Raw genomic sequence first — 18,924 nt, 5'->3', positions numbered from 1 at the left:
TTACATCGTCCGACAAATAGGAAATTCTCCTATCGCAGCGCAACTTGCCTCGATCCAAGTAAATATGAACTATCCGTTCGCGAGTGAACATTCACGGCGCCAGCGGCTTTGCACATCGGCGGCCCGGCAGGGAAAAAAGTAGCGGTACGCATGACCGGTCACGCCCACGCGGGCGTGATCGGCGCAGCTCTTGATTGCATGTCGTCAGGTCGCCCGCGGAGCGGGCGCAGCTCAGGGGAATGATCGTGCCGCGCTGTCGGCACCCGCATCGAGGGAAATCGAGATGGTCGTCAATCGCATGCCTGAAGTCCGTCGCTCCAAGCAAAGCGCCACGCACCGGCGCCCGCCATATCGCTATAGCCTGCTGGCGGTAGCCGCCGCCATGCTCTGGGTATCGTCCGCATCCTCGGCCTCAGCCGCCGATGTCAATCTCGCGCTCAATCATCTGGCCACGGGCTCGACTCCGTGCGGCAGTACCGAAGGTCCGCAGCGCGCGGTGAACGGCAGCACCAACCTCGGCAACTACGACAAGTTCTGCACGCAGGCCTCCAGCCGCTGGCTGCAGCTGGATCTGGGTGCGCTGGTTACCGTCGACAGCTTCACCATCGCCCATGCGGGGGCCGGCGGCGAATCGAGTACTTACAACACCAAGGCCTTCAATATCCAGCTGTCGCAGGATGGCCAGAACTGGTTCACGGTGGTCACGGTGAGCAACAACACCGCCAATACCAGTACGCATACGATCACGCCATCCACCGCGCGCTACGCCAGGCTCAATATCACCACGCCGACGCAGACCACCGATACGGCCGCGCGCATCTACGAATTCCAGGTCAACGGCAATGGCACGCAACCGGGCGGATCGATCGCGGTGTTCGATCGCATTCCGATGTACGGCATCTACACCAGCACCGACCCGGCCGGCTATACGCCGCCATCCGGCGTATTGATGTGGAACCGCGGCACCGAATTCGCGCGCAAGCTGAGCGATACGGAGAAGGCACTGATCGGCGACGACCTGCGCGCGCGGGTGACCTATCACGCGCAGTGCGACAACTACGACCGCATCGGCACCGTGTTCTATATCAGCATGCCCAAGGGCCAGGCGCCGGTCGCCACCACGCCGCGGATCACCCTGCAGGATTTCATCACGCCCTTCAGCGATTACTGGCGCGGCACCAAGGCCACCTATGTCTATAACGATGGCGACCTGTCTTCGTATGCCGATGCCATGTCGGATCCGGACCGCGATATCTGGGTGGGCATCGGCAGCGGCTCCAATCCGTATGGCGGCGACCCCTGCGATTCGCACAGCGGGCTGAGCACGGATTTCAAGGCGGTGGGCTTCACCTATTCGCTGGACCTGGTGTCGTCGCAGGTGCAGACGGTGCTGGACCGCCATATCGACACCATGCTGTCCGGCTCCAACCAGACCACGAACCAGGTCAATGCCAGCACCACCACGCAGAGCGTCGCGCACAAGAGCGGCGACGTGGCCCTGGTGATCGGCGCTTACGGCTCGTCCAGCGGCGGCGAGGAATACTCGAACACCACGGTCACCGTTTCCGTCAACGGCACCCAGGTCGGCAGCCTCAATACCGCGGTGAACTGCTCGGATCTGGCGCAGTACAGCCCCGATGGCAATCCGGGCATCTTCCAGAACAACACCAGCAGCAATCCGCGCAACTGGTGCCCGGGCGGGATTATCGCCACGCATTATTTCCCGCTAAGCAATCTGACGGCGGGACAGAATGTGTCGGTGTCGCTGGGGATCGGACGCAAGTCGCCATACACCAGCGATTCGTATTACCGCACCAGCCTCAGCCTGATCGAGCATTGATCCGCTGAATAAGCGCCGGCCCGTGCGATGCGGGCCGGCGCGTTGAGTGCAGGGCCAGCCTGCTTCCGGCCATCAAGCCCCCACGCGTTCGAACACCACGCCCGCCGCTTGCAGATCGCCGCGGATTTTCAGCTCGATACCCTGGTTCATCCAATACGCGCCGCTGGCTTCGGCCGGCGTGCCTTCCACGGTTTCGCCATGGATCAGGCGATAGCGATAGCGCGCCTTCGGATCCAGCCCGCGCAGGCGCAGGGCAGGGTAGGCCTCCGCTTCATGGCCTTGCCGCTGGAATGCGAACAGCACGGCTTGGCGGCCGTCGGCCGCCACCGACGCGGTGGCCGAGCGCGGCGAGTCGTCGCGCGGCGACAGCAGGCGGTACAGCAGGCCGCGCTGCACGGTGGCGCGGATACGCTTGTATTCGGCCACGTAGCGCTGCGCGGTGGCGTTTTCTTCCGGCGTCCATTCGAGGATATTCGCGCCGATGCCCAATCCGCCCTGCATCGATGACAGGAAGCGGAAGTCCAGCGAGCTGCTGCGCTGGTTCACCCAATTCGGCGAGCCGGTGACCCAGGCCATCATCACGCCGGGTGCATAGGCGTAGGTAAACCCGTCCTGGATCGACAGGCGGTCGGATGGGTCGGTGTTGTCCGACGGCCACACCTCGTCGGTCAGGCCCATGATGCCCAGGTCCACGCGCGCACCGCCGCCGGAGCAGGATTCGATTTCCACGCCGGGGTGCCGCGCGCGCAGGCGGCGGATGATGTCGTACAGGTTGTCGACGAAGGCGACATAGACCTTCTGCTGCTCCTCGGGCGCCACTTCCGGCCAGCCCGGCTCGGTCCAGTTGCGGTTGTAATCCCATTTGAGGAACTGGATATCGTTTTCCGACAGCAGGCGATCGAGCACGCCGTAGACGTAGTCGGCCACGTCCTTGCGCGCCAGGTTGAGCACGAGCTGGTTGCGGCCTTCGCTGCGCGGGCGGCCGTCGAAATGCAGGGCCCAGTCCGGATGCGCGCGATACAGATCGCTGTCGGGGTTGACCATCTCCGGCTCCACCCACAGGCCGAAGCTCATGCCCAGGCCGTGCACCTTGCCGATCAGCGGCGTGAGGCCATGCGGAAACTTGTCGCGGTTGACGGTCCAGTCGCCCAGGCCGGCATGGTCGCTGTTGCGCGCGCCGAACCAGCCGTCGTCGATCACGAAGCGTTCCACGCCGAGTTTGGCCGCGGCCTCGGCCAGTTTTTCCTGGCCGGCTTCGTCGACCTTGAACTCGGTGGCTTCCCAGGAGTTGTAAAGCACCGGCCGCAGCTTGGTGTCGGCGCGTGCGGGCAGTACCGAATCGATCTCGAAGCGGTGCATGAGCCGCGACGCTTCGCCGATACCGTCAGCCGTATGGCCGGCGTAGAACACCGGCGTCTGCAGTGATTGCCCGGGCGCCAGTCGATAAGCGAAGTCGAACGGATTGAAGCCGCCGGTGATACGCACCTGGTGCAGCACGTCCTGGTCGATGCGCATGCGCCAGGAGCCGCTCCAGCCGAGGGCGCCGAACCATACCTCGCCATGCTCTTCGTTCCACTGCCCGCCGCGCTCGATGGCGAACCACGGGTTGTTCTGGTCGCCCGTGCTGCCGCGGCGGCTGCCGATCTCGATGGCGCCCGGCACGATCGCGCGGGTCTGCAGGCGCCACTCGCGCGCCCAGGCGCCGGTGAGGTAGCGCAGCGAATAGTTGTCGCCGGCGGGCAGGTTCCAGCTCGCTGCCGATGCCTCGTCGACGGTCATGGCTTGCGCGGTATGGTTCTCGATGCGTGCGGAGCGGCCGATGATGCCCGTGGCTGGATCGGCGGTGTAGCGCAGTGTCACCGATACGTCGAGGCGGATATCGCGCAACTCCACTTCCAGTGCGTCGCCATCGATGCGATGGCCGGCGTAGTGCAACACCAGGTCGCGGTTGCCATCGGCGAAATGCGCCTTGAGATCCGGCTGGATGGTGATGCGTCCGCCCCAGCCGGCGTATTCCTGCGGCGAGGTGCTGCCGGGTGAATCGAACGAAGCATGGCCAGGAGAAACGCGGGCCGGAACCAGTGGATCGTTGGCGGCGAGCCGCGAGCCCCAGTAGACCGTCTGCAGCATGCCGTCGGGGTCGACGCCGAAGGCGTAGGTGACTTGTGCCGCGTCAATGCGGAACAGCTTATGTGCGGCGTCGTAACGGATCGTCGGCGCGGTGTTTGCCGCCTTTGCCGCAGCGGGTGCGGCTGCGCCGAACAGCAAACCCAGCACCAGCGCCACGCTGTACGCCTTGCCCATGGAATGTCGCATCACTCGCCGTTCCCCGATTCGAGTCGAAGCGGGATGCAAGCATATTGTATGATAATTCTCAAGGCACTCCGCAGCACGCAAGCCCTGGAGTGCATTTGCATCCCGTCTACTTGTATGACAATTTACCGCGCGCCTCATCCGCGGAAGCGATGCCTCATGCATAGTGATTTCTCGACGCCGGGAGCGCAGCCCGAGCACGCCATCGCCGCACCCACCCGCTATCTGTGGCTGATCTGCCTGGTGGCGGCGCTCGGCGGCCTGCTGTTCGGCTACGACTGGGTGGTGATCGGTGGCGCCAAGCCGTTCTACGAGGCTTACTTCGGCGTGCACGATCCGGCGATGTCGGGATGGCTGATGAGTTCGGCCCTGGTCGGCTGCATTGCCGGCGCGATGTGCGCGGGCATGCTGGCCGACCGCCATGGCCGGCGTCCTGCCTTGATCGTGGCCTCGATCCTGTTCGTGGCCAGCGCGATCGGCGCCGCCATGGCGAACAGTGCATTCGCGTTCGCAGCGTTCCGCATCGTCGGCGGCATGGGCATCGGCCTGGCCTCGGGGCTGTCGCCGATGTACATCGCCGAAGTGAGTCCGGCGGCGAGCCGCGGCCGCCTGGTGGCGGTCAATCAGCTGACCATCGTGATCGGCGTGCTGCTCGCGCAGATGGTGAATCTGTGGATCGCGCGCCCGGTACCGCCGCAGATGGATGCCGCGGCGCTGCTGCAGTCGTGGAACGTGCAGCACGGCTGGCGCTGGATGTTCCTGTCCGGCGGCGTGCCCGCGGTGCTGTTCCTGCTGCTCGCGCTGACCATCCCCGAATCGCCGCGCTGGCTGAGCCGCCGCGGCCGCGACGCGCAGGCCGCATCGGTGCTGGAGCGCATCGGTGGTGCGGATTACGCACGCGACGTGCTGGCTGCGATTCGCGCGGCACACGATCATCGCAAGGTGGGTGGCGGCCGTGCCTCGCTGTGGGCGCCGGAACTGCGGCCGATCCTGGCGATCGGCGTGGTGCTGGCGGTGTTCCAGCAATGGTGCGGCATCAATGTGATCTTCAACTATGCGCAGGATATTTTCGCGTCGGCCGGCTTCGACGTGAACGATGCGCTGAAATCCATCGTCGCTACCGGCGCGGTGAACCTGGTGTTCACCGTGCTTGCCTTGCAGCTGGTCGACAGTTGGGGACGCCGCCGGCTGATGCTGGTTGGCGCGGGCGCGCTGGCGGTGATCTACGCGCTGATCGGCGGCACCTACGCCGCGCATGTGATGGGCTTGCCGGTGCTGCTGCTCGTGCTCGCGGCGATCGCTGTGTATGCGACCACGCTGGCGCCGGTGACCTGGGTCCTGCTGGCTGAGATCTTCCCGGACCGCATCCGCGCACAAGCCGTCTCGCTGGGCGTGTTCTCGCTGTGGACGGCCTGTTTCGTGCTGACCTACACCTTTCCCTGGCTCAATGCGCGCCTTGGGGCCGCGGGCAGTTTCTGGACCTATGGGCTGATCTGCGCGGCCGGCTTCGTATTTATTCTGCGGCGCGTGCCGGAAACCTCCGGCGTGGCGCTGGAGGCGATGGAGACGCGATTGACGGGGCGCGGCGACTGAGCGGGTGCACGCTCAGTCGTGATAGATCTGGCTGCGTCCGCCATCGATCAGCAGGTCGGTGGCGTTGATGAAGCGGGCTTCGTCGCCGGCAAGGAACAGCGCCGCGTACGCGACCTCCTCCGGCCGGCCGATGCGCTTGCACGGCAGCAGTTCGGCCTGGCGGCGGCGCTCCGCTTCCGGATCGGCGCAGGACTGGAAATAGCGCTCGGCCGCGGGCGTCATGATCAGGCCCGGCGAAATCGAGTTCACGCGGATGCCGCGCGCGGCGTACTCGATGCCCAGTGAACGGGTCAGCCCGATCAAGCCGTGCTTGGCGACGGGGTAGGGGAAGGCGCCTGGGATGATCTTGTGTCCGTGAACGGAAGCGATATTGACGATATGTCCATAGCCTGCTGCGAGCATCGACGGCAGTGCCGCGCGAATGCAGTGCCACGCACCCGCGAGGTTGGTATCGAGGCAGCGGCGCCAGTCCTGTTCGGTGGTGTGCAAAGGATCGCCGAAGACATTCACGCCGGCGCAGTTGATCAGGATGTCCAGTCCGCCCAAGGCGTCGAGCGCCCGGGCGAACGCGGCGTCCACTTGTTCTGATGAAGCGACGTCCGCGCCCACCGCGATCACGTGGCGCCCGGTGGCCTGCGCCAACTGCTCGCCAACCGCCCGGGCGGGGGCGGCGGTGAGGTCCAGCAGGGCGAGATCCGCGCCTTCGCGCGCGAACAGCTCGGCAATGGCGCTGCCGATGCCGCTGCCCGCGCCGGTGATCAGGGCACGCTTGCCGTGCAGGCGCGGCACGCCGGTCGCGGTGAAATCGTGGGCGGTGGCGTTCATGGATGGCGGCCTCATGGCATCAAGGGCAACGGCGTGGCAGCGGCGGCCAGCGGGCGCACGCGGAAGGCGAAATGCCGAGCCAGCCGTTCGCCTGGCGCCAACCGTGTCATGCCGTTGGCGAATGCGCCACCCGGGCGATGCACGGCGTCGATGGCATGGTCTACCGGCTCGAAACAAAAGAAGCCGGCAGCTGCCGGCGTGTAGAGAATGAAGGCATCCACGTCGGCAGCGATGTCCAGCGCCAGGCCCAGCCCTGGCCATTCGATCGTCCCATCGCCATCCCAGCCGACGAAGCAATGGTTGAGTTCCGCTGGCGGCAACTCGCGGCTGTCGCGGAAATCCCAGGCGGGCGGCACCGCCGCGCGTTCGGTCGGGATGGGCGAATGGCCATCGTTGAGCCAGACCTGAGTCGCCGCGGCGCGCAGGCGCACGTCGCCGTGATGCAGGAAGAACGGATGCAGACCCAGTCCGAACGGCAATGCCGCCCCGCCGGTGTTGCGCACGGCCAGCGCCACGCGGAGAGTGTCGCCGCGCAGCGTATAGCGCTGCTGCGCTTCGTAGGCATAGGCGCCTGGTGTCGCGTCTTCCAGTGCAAGCAGCATGTCTTCCGTCGTCTGCCGTTCGATCCGCCACGCACGCTGCCAGCCGGTGCCATGGATCGGCCAGGCATCGTCATCGCGGTTACGCGGCAGCGCGATGCGCACGCCTTCCATCTCGAAACCGCCGTGATCGATGCGGTTGCTCCACGGCACCAGTGGATAGCAGGCCAGGCGGTTCGGCTCGAACGGCGTCGCCGGCATGGTGGGCGGCCGCAGCGGGCGCAGCAGCGGAATCCTGCTGCCGGCCATGCATGCGTCCAGATAAGCCATGCCGCCGCCGAACGATGGGCAGATACCTGCCGCCAGCGCCGTGCCGTTCAATTCGATCATGTCGTGTCTCTATGCGGCGGCTGGCGTGTGAGTCGCCAGTGCGTTGGTTATTTTGTATGATTATTAAATCAAGTTCCACGCATTGGAGGCTTTGCGATAAAGTTTCTTGTGTGACAATTAGCTCGACAGCCGCGCAGAGGCGCACGCCCCATGACCAAACGTTCCGCTCCGTCCCCGCGGATCCCGCTGCGCCGCCCCTCGGCCTCCATTACTTCCTCGCGCAGCCTGTATGGCCATGTAGTCCACGAACTCGGCCGGCGCATTATCGAAGGCGGCATCAAACCGGGTGAGCTGCTGCCGCGCGAGGAACTGCTGGCGGAAGAGCTGCGGGTAAGCCGCACCGCGCTGCGCGAGGGAATGAAAGTACTGTCCGCGAAAGGGCTGGTGGAATCGCGGCCCAAGGTCGGCACCCGCGTGCGCGATGCGCGCGCCTGGCATCAGCTCGATGCCGACATCCTGGCCTGGCGCTGCGAATTGATGCCGACCGAGGACTTCGTGCGCAAGCTGGCCGATATGCGCGAGGTGATCGAACCGTCGGCCGCTGCCGCCGCCGCGAAATACCGCACGTACGAGCAGTTGCAGTCCATCGAGCAAGCCTATGCGGCGATGGAAGCGGCCATCGACCTGGATGAGTGGACGGATGCCGACCTGGCCTTCCATGAGGCAGTGCTGAGCGCCACCAATAATGAGCTGATGGTGTCGCTGTTCTCGGTGATCGAGAGCGCGCTCGCCACGTTCTTCGCGCTGTCCGCGCGCACCGCCAGGAACTTCAAGGACGCACTGCCGCTGCACGGCGAAGTGCTGGATGCGATCCGCCGCAGCGAGCCCGATGCGGCCCGCCGCGCGATGCTGGCCATGGTCGAGGAATCGCGCACCAATATGCAGAAGGCCAGTTCGGCCCGCGGCTGATGCAGGAGCCGCGCGGCCGATGATCCCGGCGGCCGGGTTTTCATATCGCCCTCATTGTAAAGCGCTATTCGCGTTGCTAGCCTCGCCGGCATGGAGATCAGCACGAAGTTCGATCGCTCGCGCCGCGGCCGCCGCCTTACCCTGACGGAGCAGGTGCTGGAGCAATTGGGGCAGGCGATCGTGGCCGGGAAATTCGACGCCGGCAGCTTCCCCACGGAAGCCGAGATCTCGCAGCTGTTCCAGACCAGCCGCAGCGTTACGCGCGAAGCGGTGAAAATGCTCACCGCCAAGGGCATGCTGCAGGCCAGGCCGCGCAGCGGCATTACCGCGCAGCCGCCGGAGCGCTGGAGCCTGCTCGATCCGGACGTCCTGCGCTGGATGCTCGAGAAAAAGTTTTCGCACGATCTGCTGCGCCATTTCACCGAAATGCGCCTGGGCCTGGAGCCGGAGGCTGCCGCGCTCGCGGCCAGGCATGCCACGCCGGCTGCCTTGAAAGCCATCGAGCAGGGATTGCAGCGCATGGTGGATGCGGGGCAGGGCAAGGACGACCACCTGGAGGCCGACGTCGCCTTCCATGTGGCCGTGCTGTACGCGACGGACAATCCGTTCTATGCGCAGCTGGACGAGTTGATTACCACGGCGCTGAAAATATCCATCCGCGTCACCAATCGCATCAAGGGGCACACGGCCAGTATTCCGGCGCACCGGCGTGTATTCGACGCCATCAAGGACCGCGACGAAGCGCGCGCCAGCGCGGCGATGAAAGCCATTATCGCGGAGGCCGGCTCGCTGATTGCGCACGAGGTCGACGCGCAGAAGAAGGCGCGCGGCAAGCACCCTGGCGCCGCTGCGAAGCGCGCTCGATAAGTCACTGGCAAGACCCATAAAAGAAAACGCCAGCATCGCGCTGGCGTTTTCGTCGTGCAGATACTCGGAGCGGCAGGTCAGAACGTGCCGCGCACACCCACCGTGTACACCGTGCCATCCGCTTCGGCATAGAGGAACCGGTTCGAATAGACCGAGTAGTCGTAAAGGTGCTGATGGGTCAGGTTGGTGCCCGACAGGAACACCGACAGATGCTTGTTGAGTTCATAGCTCGCGCTCAGGTCCAGCTGGCCATACGAGGTGCGGGTCGCCGGCTGCGCGCCCGAACCATAGGAGATGCTCTCCAGATACGAGCCGCGCCAGTTGTAGGCCAGGCGCACCTGCACGGGGCCCTTTTCATAATACGTACTGAAGTTGGCCGAATTGCCGATGCCGGGCACGGCGAACCTGCCCGAAGTCGCGATCACACCCGGACTCAGCGAGGTGCTGCTGGAAACGTGGGTGTAGTTGAAAGCCACGCCCAGGCCGTCGAACGGATCCGGCAATACGTGGGTGAACTGGTAATTGACGGTGAGCTCTTCGCCGTAGATGTTCGACGAATTCAGGTTGATCGGCTGGGTGAGCGACCAGATAAAGGGCTGTCCCGTATTCTGGTTGGTCAGGTACGGCACCGGCGTGCTCACCAGCGTGCTGAAGTTGCTGACCTTCTTGTAGAAGCCTTCCAGCGCGATATAGCTGGCGTCATCGATATACCACTCCAGGCCCATGTCGAAGTTGCGCGAGGTGTAGGGCTGGAGCTGCGGGTTGCCTTGCGAGATGGTCAGCGAGTTCGGCCGCGTGCCGAAGCTCTTGTTGTAGTAAAGATTGCTGAGCTCGGGCGGGGTCAGCGTCTTGGAGGCGGAGAAGCGGTAGACCAGGTTGTCGAGCAGGCTGAGCTTGAAGTTCAGCGACGGCAGCCACTTGTGATAGCCGCCCTTGGCCGACTGCGGCGCCAGCGGCCCGTAGGTGACCTGGCCGTTGCTGGTGTCGTTCGGGTCCACGTAATAGCTGATCGGCGGCTGGTTGACTGCCGTCGAAGTGGAATTGATGTCGAGGTAGCGCACGCCGACATCCAGCGCCCAGGGCTTCTCCCACATCGAGCCTTCGAACACCGCCTTGGCGAAGAACGACTTCGCGTTCTCGGTCACCTTGTTGTAGCTGCCCGGATTGGGGGCGGCATTGAAGGTGCCGCCATTGGCGGCCAGGCCGGCCAGCAGGGCGGCGCGCTTGGCGGGGTCGGTGATCTGGTTGTAGGCCGCCGGCGTGGCGAGCCAGGCCAGATAGGCGCGCGGGTCGTACTGGATCCACTGCGCCGGCATGCCCGGCGAGGAAACGCCATGGATCTTGTCGGGCGCCGTATAGATATAAGCGCCCACCGCATCGGCCGGAACGTTGACGACATAACCGCAATAGGCATTGCACAGGATGCCGTTCGGCGTGCCCCAGCTGATCGACTTCACCGAATTGTTGGTGACCTGGCCGCCGAACTCCAGCTGGGAGAGCACGCCGTCCTTGAAGCTCTTGCTCAGCTTGAGCTCGTAGTTATTGACCTGGTTGGTGACGTTGTTTCCCGCGCCCGCATTGCAGCAGTGGGCGCTCAAGGTGCCCATGTTGGTGGTGGAAAGAATGTTCGAATACGTCGGCGGCTGGCTGTCGCCGTTGTTGGTCCAGGTCGGATTGGTGCCGAAATTCTTGGTGCCGATCACCAGGAAGTAGCCATTCGGGCTTTGCTTGTTCCAGGCCTTGGAATTGGAGATATCGAGACTGAGCTTGGTCGACTCGTCAAAATCGAAACCGAGATTGAGGCCGTTCTGCGTGCTCTTTTCGTAGCTCGGGTTGTACGACATGACGTAGTCGTTCGCCATGACGTTCGGGCCGGAGCTGTTGCGCACGAAATTGAGCGCGGTGCCGTTGCCGTCGGTGGTGATCGACTTGATGTCGCCCGTGTTGCCGTACTCGCCGAACTCGTGCTCCAGCGGGTCGACCTTGTAGCTGGAATACAGCGTGTCGAACTGCACCGTCAGCTGGTCGATCGGCTTCCAGTCGATGGCGCCGCTGAGGCCCTTGCGCGTGCGCGTTTCGTCGATGACGTTGCTGGCCAGCGTTTCCGGCACCGCGACGTGGGTGTCGTTGGCCCCGGTCGATGTGGAGATGTCCTGATTGACGTACCAGGAGCTGGCCTGGGTATTGAGCTGGGTGTCCTTGCGCTTGTAGTACGTGGCCGAGGCGACCCAGCCGAAGGTGTGGTCGGCATTGGTCCAGCCGAACACGCCCGACGCCTTGGGCGTGGTCTTGCCCTCCCAGTCGCCGGTCAGGTTGCTGTTGACGCCAGCGGCGCTCCAGGCGCCATGGAAACCGTGGAAATCCAGCGGGCGTGCGGTCTGGATATTGACCACGCCGCCGATGTCCAGCTCCGGAATATCCGCCGACGAGGTCTTGTTGACCTGGGCGACGCTGATGATTTCCGAAGGCAGCACGTCGAAATTGAAGGCGCGCGAACCGGAGGCGGTGGCCATCGGGCGGTTGTTGATCGTCACCGCCACGAACTCGGGGCCGAAGCCGCGCACGGCGATCTGGCTGGATTCGCCGCCGCTGCGATTGACCGATACGCCGGGCACGCGCTGCAGCGCGTCGGCCACGTTGGGATCGGGGAACTTGCCGGTTTCCTCCGCCGAGATGGAGTCGACGACATTGACCGCATCCTGCTTGATAGCCTGGGCGCGGCGGATCGCGGCGAGCTGGCCGGTGACGCTGACCGTGCCGAGCTGGGTGACGCTCTTCTTGCCGTCCGCGGGGGCGGCATCCGTGCCTTGCTGGGCCTGCGCCGGTGCGGGCGCCGCGGTGCCGGCAGGAGGTGCGGCGTCTTGCGCATGAACCGCGAATGCGGTGGCCAGGCAGGCGATGCCGGAAAGGGCGAACAAGGCTTGATGGATCGAGCTGGTCAGGATGTGTCGCTGCATTCCCTATCCCCAATAAGTAGATGAGTTGCTGGAGCGAGTGGTTTGCCGAGCCTGATTGCGCGTGATGCAGGGCGCGCCGCCATGACCGCGGCATTGCTCAAAACGGGGGCAGCGACGTGCACACCGGTTATCGATCGATCGGTTTCGTGCGTAAAAATCCGGCCCCAGAATCTTATTATCTTACAATAAGATTTATGGCGACTCTCCGGCAGGCGCGCCGCGAGATCAAGCTGCGATGCAGCATTGCTTGCGCGATGAGTTCAGGGCGAATCCGGTGTCACGCTGATCGACTCGCCGGCGTGCAGCGAAATCTCGCGGACGCGCGTGCCGATTTTCAGCTGCGTCCGTGTGCCCCCGACGCTGCGCACCGTGGCGTGAGTGACGGCGCCATCTTTCCAGCGCATGTCCACGACGAATCCATGGCGTGCACCGATGCCGGTGACTTCGCCCGCTGCCGACCATGCACGGGGCAGGGCAGGCAGCAACTCGATCCTGCCAGGGCGGGAATACAGCAGCATTTCGAGCATCGCCGTTGGCGTGCCGAAATTCGCGTCGATCTGAAAAATGTTCTTGTGCGGCGCCAGCTGGTAGATGTCGAACAGGTTCATCGCTGTGCCGTTCCCGCGGATCTGCCACGGCGCCAGATTGTCGATCACCAGCTGATATGCGCGTTCGGCATCTTTCAGGCGCGCCCAGCAGATGGCGCGCCAGGCGCAGGCCCAGCCGTAGCTGGTCATGCCGCGCGCATCGAGCAGGCGGGTCACTCCCTCGATCAAGGCGGGCGGACTCTCGTCCACGGTGATGCGATCGCCAGGAAAGAAACCGACCAGCGGCGAAAGGTGGCGATGCCCGGGTTCGCCGAGACTATGCGGCGACATCCATTCTTCCAGCCAGCCATTCTCGCTGCTGACCTCGGGCAGATAGAGCTTTGCCTGCAAGTCGCCGATCACTGCGCTGTACCGCGCATCCCTGTCGAGAATGGCGGCGGCTTCCCGATAGCTGGCGAACAGATCCCAGACCAGTTCCTGGGCATAGCTGATGCCTTTTGCATCCTTTGGCCCATGCTCCGGCGACCAGTCGCAGTCGTCGATCAATACCTCGCGCTCTTTCCCGGTGGCGGGATCGGGGATGCGCACGGTGAGCAGGCGTGCCTCCCAGAACTCACATGCGCCTTTGAGCAAGGGATAGATGCGGACCAGATAATCCCGCTGCAGCGTGTATTGATAGTGCTGCCACAGGCTGTTGCACAGCCAGGCGCTGCCGGCCGGATGCCACCACCAGCCGTTACCGCCGAAAATATTGGTGGATATGGCCACCGTCCACCCGGCCAGCTTGCCCGAGCTATTGCGGAAGCCGTTGCGCGGATCGTTGAAGTGCTGCCGGGTTATCGCACTCCACGATTCGTACTGCGACAGGCAATAGTTCGCCAGCGCATCGAAGCAGCCGGGCAGGCCGGCGCGATCGGGCAGCCAGTAGTTCATCTGGATATTGATGTCGTTGTGATAGTCGCTCATCCATTCGGGCGCGTTGTCGCTCAGCCATAGCCCCTGCAGGCTGGTGGGCAAGCGGTCGCGCGAGCCTGCGATGGTCAGATAGCGGCCGAATTGCAGGTACGCCGCTTCCAGTTCGGGGTCCGGAGCGGCGCCAGGTTTCGCGCGTGCCTGCAGCCGCGTCCAGGTGTCCGATGCGCGCTGAGCTGGCGTCGATGCGCCGAGGTCGACCTGCATGGTGCCGTACAGGGCGGCATAGTCGGCAATGTGCCTGTGCAGAAGAGCATCCGCCGTCTGCGAACCTGCCGCCTCGATGTTCTGCCTCACCCACGCCAGGCAGTCGATCGAGCTGTCGAGATAGCCTTTCGCGGCATCCGGCGTGTAATTGGTGCCTCCGCAATACAGGATGGTCAACGCATCGCAGCCGGCAAAATGCAGGGCGCCGTTTTCAGCCGATACCGAACCGGACGAGGCGATAGCTTTGACGCTAGCGGCATAAGCCAGGCCGTTGCGGAGCGTGCCGCTGAAATGGCTGCTTGCCGTCTCCGGCGACAACTGCATGGCTTCACCATGCGTGCCCTGCAGGTGGATGGCGCCCGACCAGGTGCCGCCACCGCTTTGCGAGAGGCGCACGGCGATGACGTCGTCCGGATGGCTGGCAAATATCTCGCGCAGATAGCGGATGCCGTCCTTGCGGTACGAAATCCGCAGATAGCCATTGGCGAGATCCAGTTCGCGCCGGTAGTCGCCAATGCCTGACAGTCCGTGATCGCGCACTTCGATAACGAGCTTGGACAGCATGGTGAAGCTGCCGAAATTCTCCGCCTCGTAGGGGAATTGCCCCTCCGCATCGAGCGTGCCGTTCGATCCGCCCAGCCACATGGAGCTGTCGGTGAGGTACAGGAAGTCCCGTGCCGGGTCGCCGCCGACGAGCGCGCCCATGCGCCCATTGCCGATCGGAGTTCCCTCCTGAATGACGTTCTGTTCGGACGCGGGAGCGCCGTACCACAGCGTGGGGCCATGAAGCGAAGGCGTGCGCATGCGCCGTGGCTTGCCCGCCGAACTCACCGCGGTGGCCATGCCCGGCGCGCTCAACAGGGACAGCAGCGTGGCCATCGTGCCGGTCATCTTCAGGAAACGCCGGCGAGCCGCCTGCTCTGGGGCGGGCTGCTGCGGATCGATGTCGAGCTCGATGGTCATGAGTGATCGCGTCCCATGTCTCTGGTCATCCGTCCCCGCGTCATCGGGTTTGCGATGACGGCCCGTATTTCACTCATCCGCCCTTGACGCCGGCGGCGAAGCGGGCATAGGTTATATTATATGACAATTGCCCGGATCCAGGGCTTTGCGGCTTGTTTCAGCGTTTGCACCGATGACGGCGCCGCCATCCGTCAGCCCTCATCGGTGGTGCTTGGCTGTTGATCGGCTCCAGAGAGTGCAGGGCATGCCTGGAAGGCGAGCTGCCGGCGCGCCTTCTATCCATGAGTACACCTAACTGTCCGCCCGGGCATGGCTTGCGCCTGCCCGTCAGGCGCGGCTGTCCTCTAACCCATGAAGGGAGCGTCGCCAGTTCATGAATACCTTTGTCTCCAACGGCACGAAGCATTCGCGATCCGGCCAGGCAACAACGGCAGATCGCCAGCAGGGACGCGGCCTGCTGTCGCTGTGGTCGCGCAGTGCGATTGCATTGGGCATGTTTGCCATGGCGGCCGGCGTCGGCGCGCAAGTCAACGGCGTGGCGCAGCGCCCCTATCTCGGCTGGAGCAGTTTCAGCCAGCAGACGCTCGACCCCAATTTTCTTACCCAGGCCAATGTCGTCATCCAATCCGACGCATTGCTCAGCTCGGGGCTGCAGGCGCATGGCTACAACTACATCAATATGGATTCGGGCTGGCATGGCGGCTTCGATGCGAACGGCAGGCCCACTCCCGATCCCGTCTTGTTTCCCGACATCAAGGCGCTGATCGACCATATCCACCAGAACGGGCAGAAAGCCGGCATTTACTGGATACCCGGTGTCGAGGAGCCCGCGGTCACGGCCAACGCTCCCATTCTCGGCACGCCTTATCACATCCAGGACATCCTCACGGTGCCATACACCGCCGGCAATGCCTTCGGCGGCCCCGGCACCTCGCCTTACCATTACAAGATCGATTTCACCAAGCCCGGCGCGCAGGCCTATATCGATTCCGTGGTTGCGCTGTTCGCTTCGTGGGGCGTCGATTTCATCAAGCTCGATGCGGTGACGCCAGGCTCGTACAGCGACGATCTGCATATCGACAACCGCGCCGATGTCGCCGCCTGGTCCAAGGCGATTGCGAACAGCGGCCGCCCCATGTGGCTGACGGTTTCCTGGGAAATCGACCAGGATTACCTCGGCGTATGGCAGCAGTTTTCCAACGCACGCCGCATCGACGACGACGTGGAGTGCGAAAGCCGCTGCGCCACGCTGACGGACTGGTCGCGCATCTACAAGCGCTTCCGCGATCTGCCCGGCTGGCAGCATGCGGGCGGCCCCGCGCTGGGCTGGAACGACCTGGACTCGCTCGATATCGGCGATGGCGAACTCGATGGCCTGTCGCATGCCGAAAAGCGCTCTGCCATGACCTTGTGGGCCATGGCCAATGCGCCGATCTATCTCGGCGGCGACCTGACCCGGATCGATGCGTTCGGCAAGCAGCTGGCCACGGCGGATGAAGTGCTCGCCGTCGACCAGTCCGGCAAGCCGGCCACGCAGGTGCTCGGCGGCGACCTGCCCGTATGGATTTCCGATCTCGGCGATGGCAACTATTACGTCGCTTTGTTCAATATGAATGCGACGCCGGCGGTGGTCACCTTGCCGTGGCGGCAAATCGGGCTCGATGGCGTGCGGCAGGTGCGCGACCTGTGGGCCAGGGCCGAGCTTGGCGCACCCGCGGGCGCATTTTCCACCGTGCTGGACGGACATGGCGTGCGGTTGCTGAAAGTCTCGGCGCGGGTCGGCCATGCGCCGCCCACGCCTTCCACCAGTTACGCGGCCACATCGGCCACGCTCGCGGGCAGTGCGTCCGTGGCCGATTGTTCCGGCTGCTCCAACGGTAAAAAGGTCGGTGGTCTGGGCCTGGGCACGAACAACACGGTGACGTTCCAGAATGTCTATGTGCGCAAGGCAGGCGTTTACCTGATGCAGGTCGATTCGATGACCTTCGCCCTGCGCTCCTATCTGTATACGGTCAATGGCGGCGCCTATCAGACGCTCAACTCCGGCGGCGGCAGTTTTTCCATTCCCTCCAGCACCACGCTGCCGGTTTGCCTGAAGGCGGGATACAACAGCATCCAGTTCGGCAACCCCACCAGCTATGCGCCCGACCTGGACCGCATCGTCATCAGCGGAGCCGGCGACGCCGTGCCGCCGCAGGCAAGCACGTACGAAGCCGAGCAGGCCAGCCTGGGCGGAACGGTCACCGCGGGTTTCAGCAATTATGCGTCGGGCTTGTCCAAGGCCGGCAATGTCGGCCATGGACCGGCCAATACGGTGACGTTCTCGAACGTCACCGTTCCCGCGACAGGGAATTACCAGCTGGAAATCGATTATGCGACCAACGGGCCGCGCGGGCTGACGGTTACGGTCAATAACGCCGCGCCGGTTTCATTGACCGTGGATGGAAGCACGTTCGACGACCCGCGGCCGACGCTGCTTCGGGTGGCGTTGAAGGCCGGAACCAACACCATCCAGCTGGGCAATCCCACCGGCTACGGTCCGGATCTCGACCGCATCGTGGTGGCTCCGCTGATCGGCGCCGGTTTATCGGATGCCGCGGTGAGCCGCATGTGCCCGCGCTGATCGCTGATCGCGGACCGCATGACCATGGGCGAGGGCAGGCGCTATGGCGCAGGCCCTCGCCGCGCGTGCCTGGCGCATCTTCGATTATCCGGCGGGGCCGGAATGAATCCGCCTCAATCGAGTTTCCGCGGATCGATCACGACATGCCTGATCCGCTGCCGCTTCCAGGTATAGACGATATGAACCAGCCCATCGGCGGTTTGAATGACCGCCGGATAGGAGAACTCGGCGCCCGGCGTGTTTTCCAGGTCGAGCAGCTTGCGCCAATGCTCGCCGTCATCGGAAACCGCCACCGACAGCTGGCCGCGGCCATCCCACCACTGCGCGCCGTGCAAGGTAGGGTTGTAGACAATCAGCGAGCGCCCGTCGGCGAGAACCACCGCGTCCACACCCGAGTTGGGATTGGGCAAGTCCAGCAGGCGCATCGGCGACCAGCTGCGGCCGCCGTCGCGGGACCGGGTGCTGAAGATCCTGTCCTGCTTGCTGCGCCCGATGGCCTGCAGCTCGCCGCCGCGATGTACCAGCAGCGCCGGCTGGATCGCTTCGATGGGTTGCGTGCCCATCGGGGGCGTGACGATGCGCCAGGTGGCGCCGTCGTCGGTGGAGCGCTCGAAATGCACAGTCCAATGATCGCCCTCCGTACTGGACGGGCTGACGATGGTGCCGTCGGTCAGTTGCACCGGCTTGTTCTTGATCGGCCCCAGCACGCCTTCGGGAAGCCGGCGTGGCCCCGACCAGTGCATGCCGTCGTCACGGGAAGTCTTGAGCATGCCCCACCAGTGCTGCGGGTCGGGCCCCACCTTGTAGAACAGCATCAGCGTGCCGGTGCTGCTGCGGAACAGCACCGGATTCCAGCTTGGAAGGCGCGTTCCATCCGCCTGCACGCCATCGGCGACTTCAGCCGGCGCGGACCATCGCCCGGCTCGCTGCCGCGCCATCCAGATGCCTACGCCCGGGTCGCGCTCCTGCTTGCCGCCGAACCATGCGGCGATCAGTCCGGCGGGTGTCTCCACGATGGTCGCCGCATGGCTTTGCGGCGCCGCCTGGCCGGCCCCGGCGAATTCGATCTTGCGAATGGCTGCAGGCGCGTCGGCGCATGCCGCCGGCGCAGCTCCCGCGAGCAGCAAGGCCACGATGCAGGTCAAGGCCAAGCCGGCTCGTACAACGCGCTTGCTTTCCATCAGTAGCTCGATTCGGGCATGCACAGAACATCGAGTTTCGCATGCTCCCGGGCCGGAGCGCATCACGCTTGCGGCGCTTTCGCCGCCGGGGCCCATGCCGCGGGAAAAGCCTGGGCGCGACAAGCGGCATGGAACGACAGCACGTCGGTGCGAACCAGCCCGTGCACGCGAAACGAATCGCGCTCCAGCATATCGTC

The 18,924-nt window shown here is 64.5% G+C and carries 11 protein-coding genes; 5 read left to right on the top strand and 6 right to left on the bottom strand.

Translation table 11 applies throughout. The features are described from left to right. Positions 1 to 298 precede the first annotated feature (298 nt). Positions 299 to 1,840 (top strand): discoidin domain-containing protein, encoded by a 1,542-nt coding sequence (locus FHW85_RS13970; RefSeq protein ID WP_210427803.1) that lies wholly within the window; start codon positions 299 to 301, stop codon positions 1,838 to 1,840. A 72-nt stretch (positions 1,841 to 1,912) separates the two neighbouring features. On the opposite strand, the gene FHW85_RS13965 is transcribed toward FHW85_RS13970, so the two are convergent. Then, positions 1,913 to 4,156, bottom strand: a complete 2,244-nt coding sequence (locus tag FHW85_RS13965) for an alpha-galactosidase (protein ID WP_246866762.1) — start codon at positions 4,154 to 4,156, stop codon at positions 1,913 to 1,915. 156 nt (positions 4,157 to 4,312) lie between these two features. On the opposite strand from FHW85_RS13965, the gene FHW85_RS13960 reads away from it, so the two are divergent. After that, positions 4,313 to 5,746: a sugar porter family MFS transporter gene (locus tag FHW85_RS13960; protein WP_168648637.1), complete on the top strand. Its 1,434-nt coding sequence runs from the start codon at positions 4,313 to 4,315 to the stop codon at positions 5,744 to 5,746. Positions 5,747 to 5,758: 12 nt separating this feature from the next. On the opposite strand, the gene FHW85_RS13955 is transcribed toward FHW85_RS13960, so the two are convergent. Beyond that, on the bottom strand, positions 5,759 to 6,571 hold the full coding sequence (locus FHW85_RS13955; RefSeq protein WP_168648636.1) for an SDR family oxidoreductase: 813 nt from the start codon (positions 6,569 to 6,571) through the stop codon (positions 5,759 to 5,761). Positions 6,572 to 6,582: 11 nt separating this feature from the next. Further along, on the bottom strand, positions 6,583 to 7,500 hold the full coding sequence (locus tag FHW85_RS13950; protein ID WP_168648635.1) for an aldose 1-epimerase: 918 nt from the start codon (positions 7,498 to 7,500) through the stop codon (positions 6,583 to 6,585). Positions 7,501 to 7,650: 150 nt separating this feature from the next. Between FHW85_RS13950 and FHW85_RS13945 the strand changes: the two genes are divergently transcribed. Next, complete coding sequence (locus FHW85_RS13945; protein ID WP_168648634.1) at positions 7,651 to 8,409, top strand: FadR/GntR family transcriptional regulator; 759 nt, start codon at positions 7,651 to 7,653, stop codon at positions 8,407 to 8,409. A gap of 90 nt (positions 8,410 to 8,499) precedes the next feature. After that, positions 8,500 to 9,276: a FadR/GntR family transcriptional regulator gene (locus FHW85_RS13940; RefSeq protein WP_168648633.1), complete on the top strand. Its 777-nt coding sequence runs from the start codon at positions 8,500 to 8,502 to the stop codon at positions 9,274 to 9,276. Positions 9,277 to 9,353: 77 nt separating this feature from the next. Here the strand turns inward: FHW85_RS13940 and FHW85_RS13935 are convergent, their stop codons facing one another. Together FHW85_RS13935 and FHW85_RS13930 are read right to left on the bottom strand one after the other, a co-directional pair. Further along, the gene (locus FHW85_RS13935) at positions 9,354 to 12,233 is read right to left on the bottom strand and encodes a TonB-dependent receptor (RefSeq protein WP_168648632.1); all 2,880 of its coding nucleotides are present in this window, start codon (positions 12,231 to 12,233) and stop codon (positions 9,354 to 9,356) included. A gap of 260 nt (positions 12,234 to 12,493) precedes the next feature. Then, complete coding sequence (locus tag FHW85_RS13930) at positions 12,494 to 14,923, bottom strand: glycoside hydrolase N-terminal domain-containing protein (RefSeq protein WP_246866761.1); 2,430 nt, start codon at positions 14,921 to 14,923, stop codon at positions 12,494 to 12,496. 373 nt (positions 14,924 to 15,296) lie between these two features. Here FHW85_RS13930 and FHW85_RS13925 point away from each other — a divergent pair, with 373 nt between their 5' ends. Continuing rightward, positions 15,297 to 17,546, top strand: coding sequence for a CBM35 domain-containing protein (locus FHW85_RS13925; protein WP_168648631.1), 2,250 nt, complete (start codon positions 15,297 to 15,299; stop codon positions 17,544 to 17,546). A 113-nt stretch (positions 17,547 to 17,659) separates the two neighbouring features. Here the strand turns inward: FHW85_RS13925 and FHW85_RS13920 are convergent, their stop codons facing one another. Next, a complete protein-coding gene (locus FHW85_RS13920) occupies positions 17,660 to 18,823 on the bottom strand; it encodes a sialidase family protein (protein WP_246866760.1) in 1,164 nt (387 codons plus the stop codon). Positions 18,824 to 18,924: the final 101 nt, after the last annotated feature.

Source organism: Dyella sp. SG609 (genome assembly GCF_012275375.1).
GTDB classification, from domain to species: Bacteria; Pseudomonadota; Gammaproteobacteria; order Xanthomonadales; family Rhodanobacteraceae; genus Dyella_D; species Dyella_D marensis.
The sequence above is the reverse complement of the archived record's forward strand: the minus strand, read 5'-3'. Positions and strand labels throughout refer to the sequence as shown.

Bases quoted from the DNA above. Each gene is read 5' to 3' on its own strand.
- FHW85_RS13970 (WP_210427803.1), top strand. From the start codon at position 299: ATGCCTGAAGTCCGTCGCTCCAAGCAAAGCGCCACGCACCGGCGCCCG.
- FHW85_RS13965 (WP_246866762.1), bottom strand. From the start codon at position 4,156: ATGCGACATTCCATGGGCAAGGCGTACAGCGTGGCGCTGGTGCTGGGT.
- FHW85_RS13960 (WP_168648637.1), top strand. From the start codon at position 4,313: ATGCATAGTGATTTCTCGACGCCGGGAGCGCAGCCCGAGCACGCCATC.
- FHW85_RS13955 (WP_168648636.1), bottom strand. From the start codon at position 6,571: ATGAACGCCACCGCCCACGATTTCACCGCGACCGGCGTGCCGCGCCTG.
- FHW85_RS13950 (WP_168648635.1), bottom strand. From the start codon at position 7,500: ATGATCGAATTGAACGGCACGGCGCTGGCGGCAGGTATCTGCCCATCG.
- FHW85_RS13945 (WP_168648634.1), top strand. From the start codon at position 7,651: ATGACCAAACGTTCCGCTCCGTCCCCGCGGATCCCGCTGCGCCGCCCC.
- FHW85_RS13940 (WP_168648633.1), top strand. From the start codon at position 8,500: ATGGAGATCAGCACGAAGTTCGATCGCTCGCGCCGCGGCCGCCGCCTT.
- FHW85_RS13935 (WP_168648632.1), bottom strand. From the start codon at position 12,233: ATGCAGCGACACATCCTGACCAGCTCGATCCATCAAGCCTTGTTCGCC.
- FHW85_RS13930 (WP_246866761.1), bottom strand. From the start codon at position 14,923: ATGACCATCGAGCTCGACATCGATCCGCAGCAGCCCGCCCCAGAGCAG.
- FHW85_RS13925 (WP_168648631.1), top strand. From the start codon at position 15,297: ATGAATACCTTTGTCTCCAACGGCACGAAGCATTCGCGATCCGGCCAG.
- FHW85_RS13920 (WP_246866760.1), bottom strand. From the start codon at position 18,823: ATGGGCCCCGGCGGCGAAAGCGCCGCAAGCGTGATGCGCTCCGGCCCG.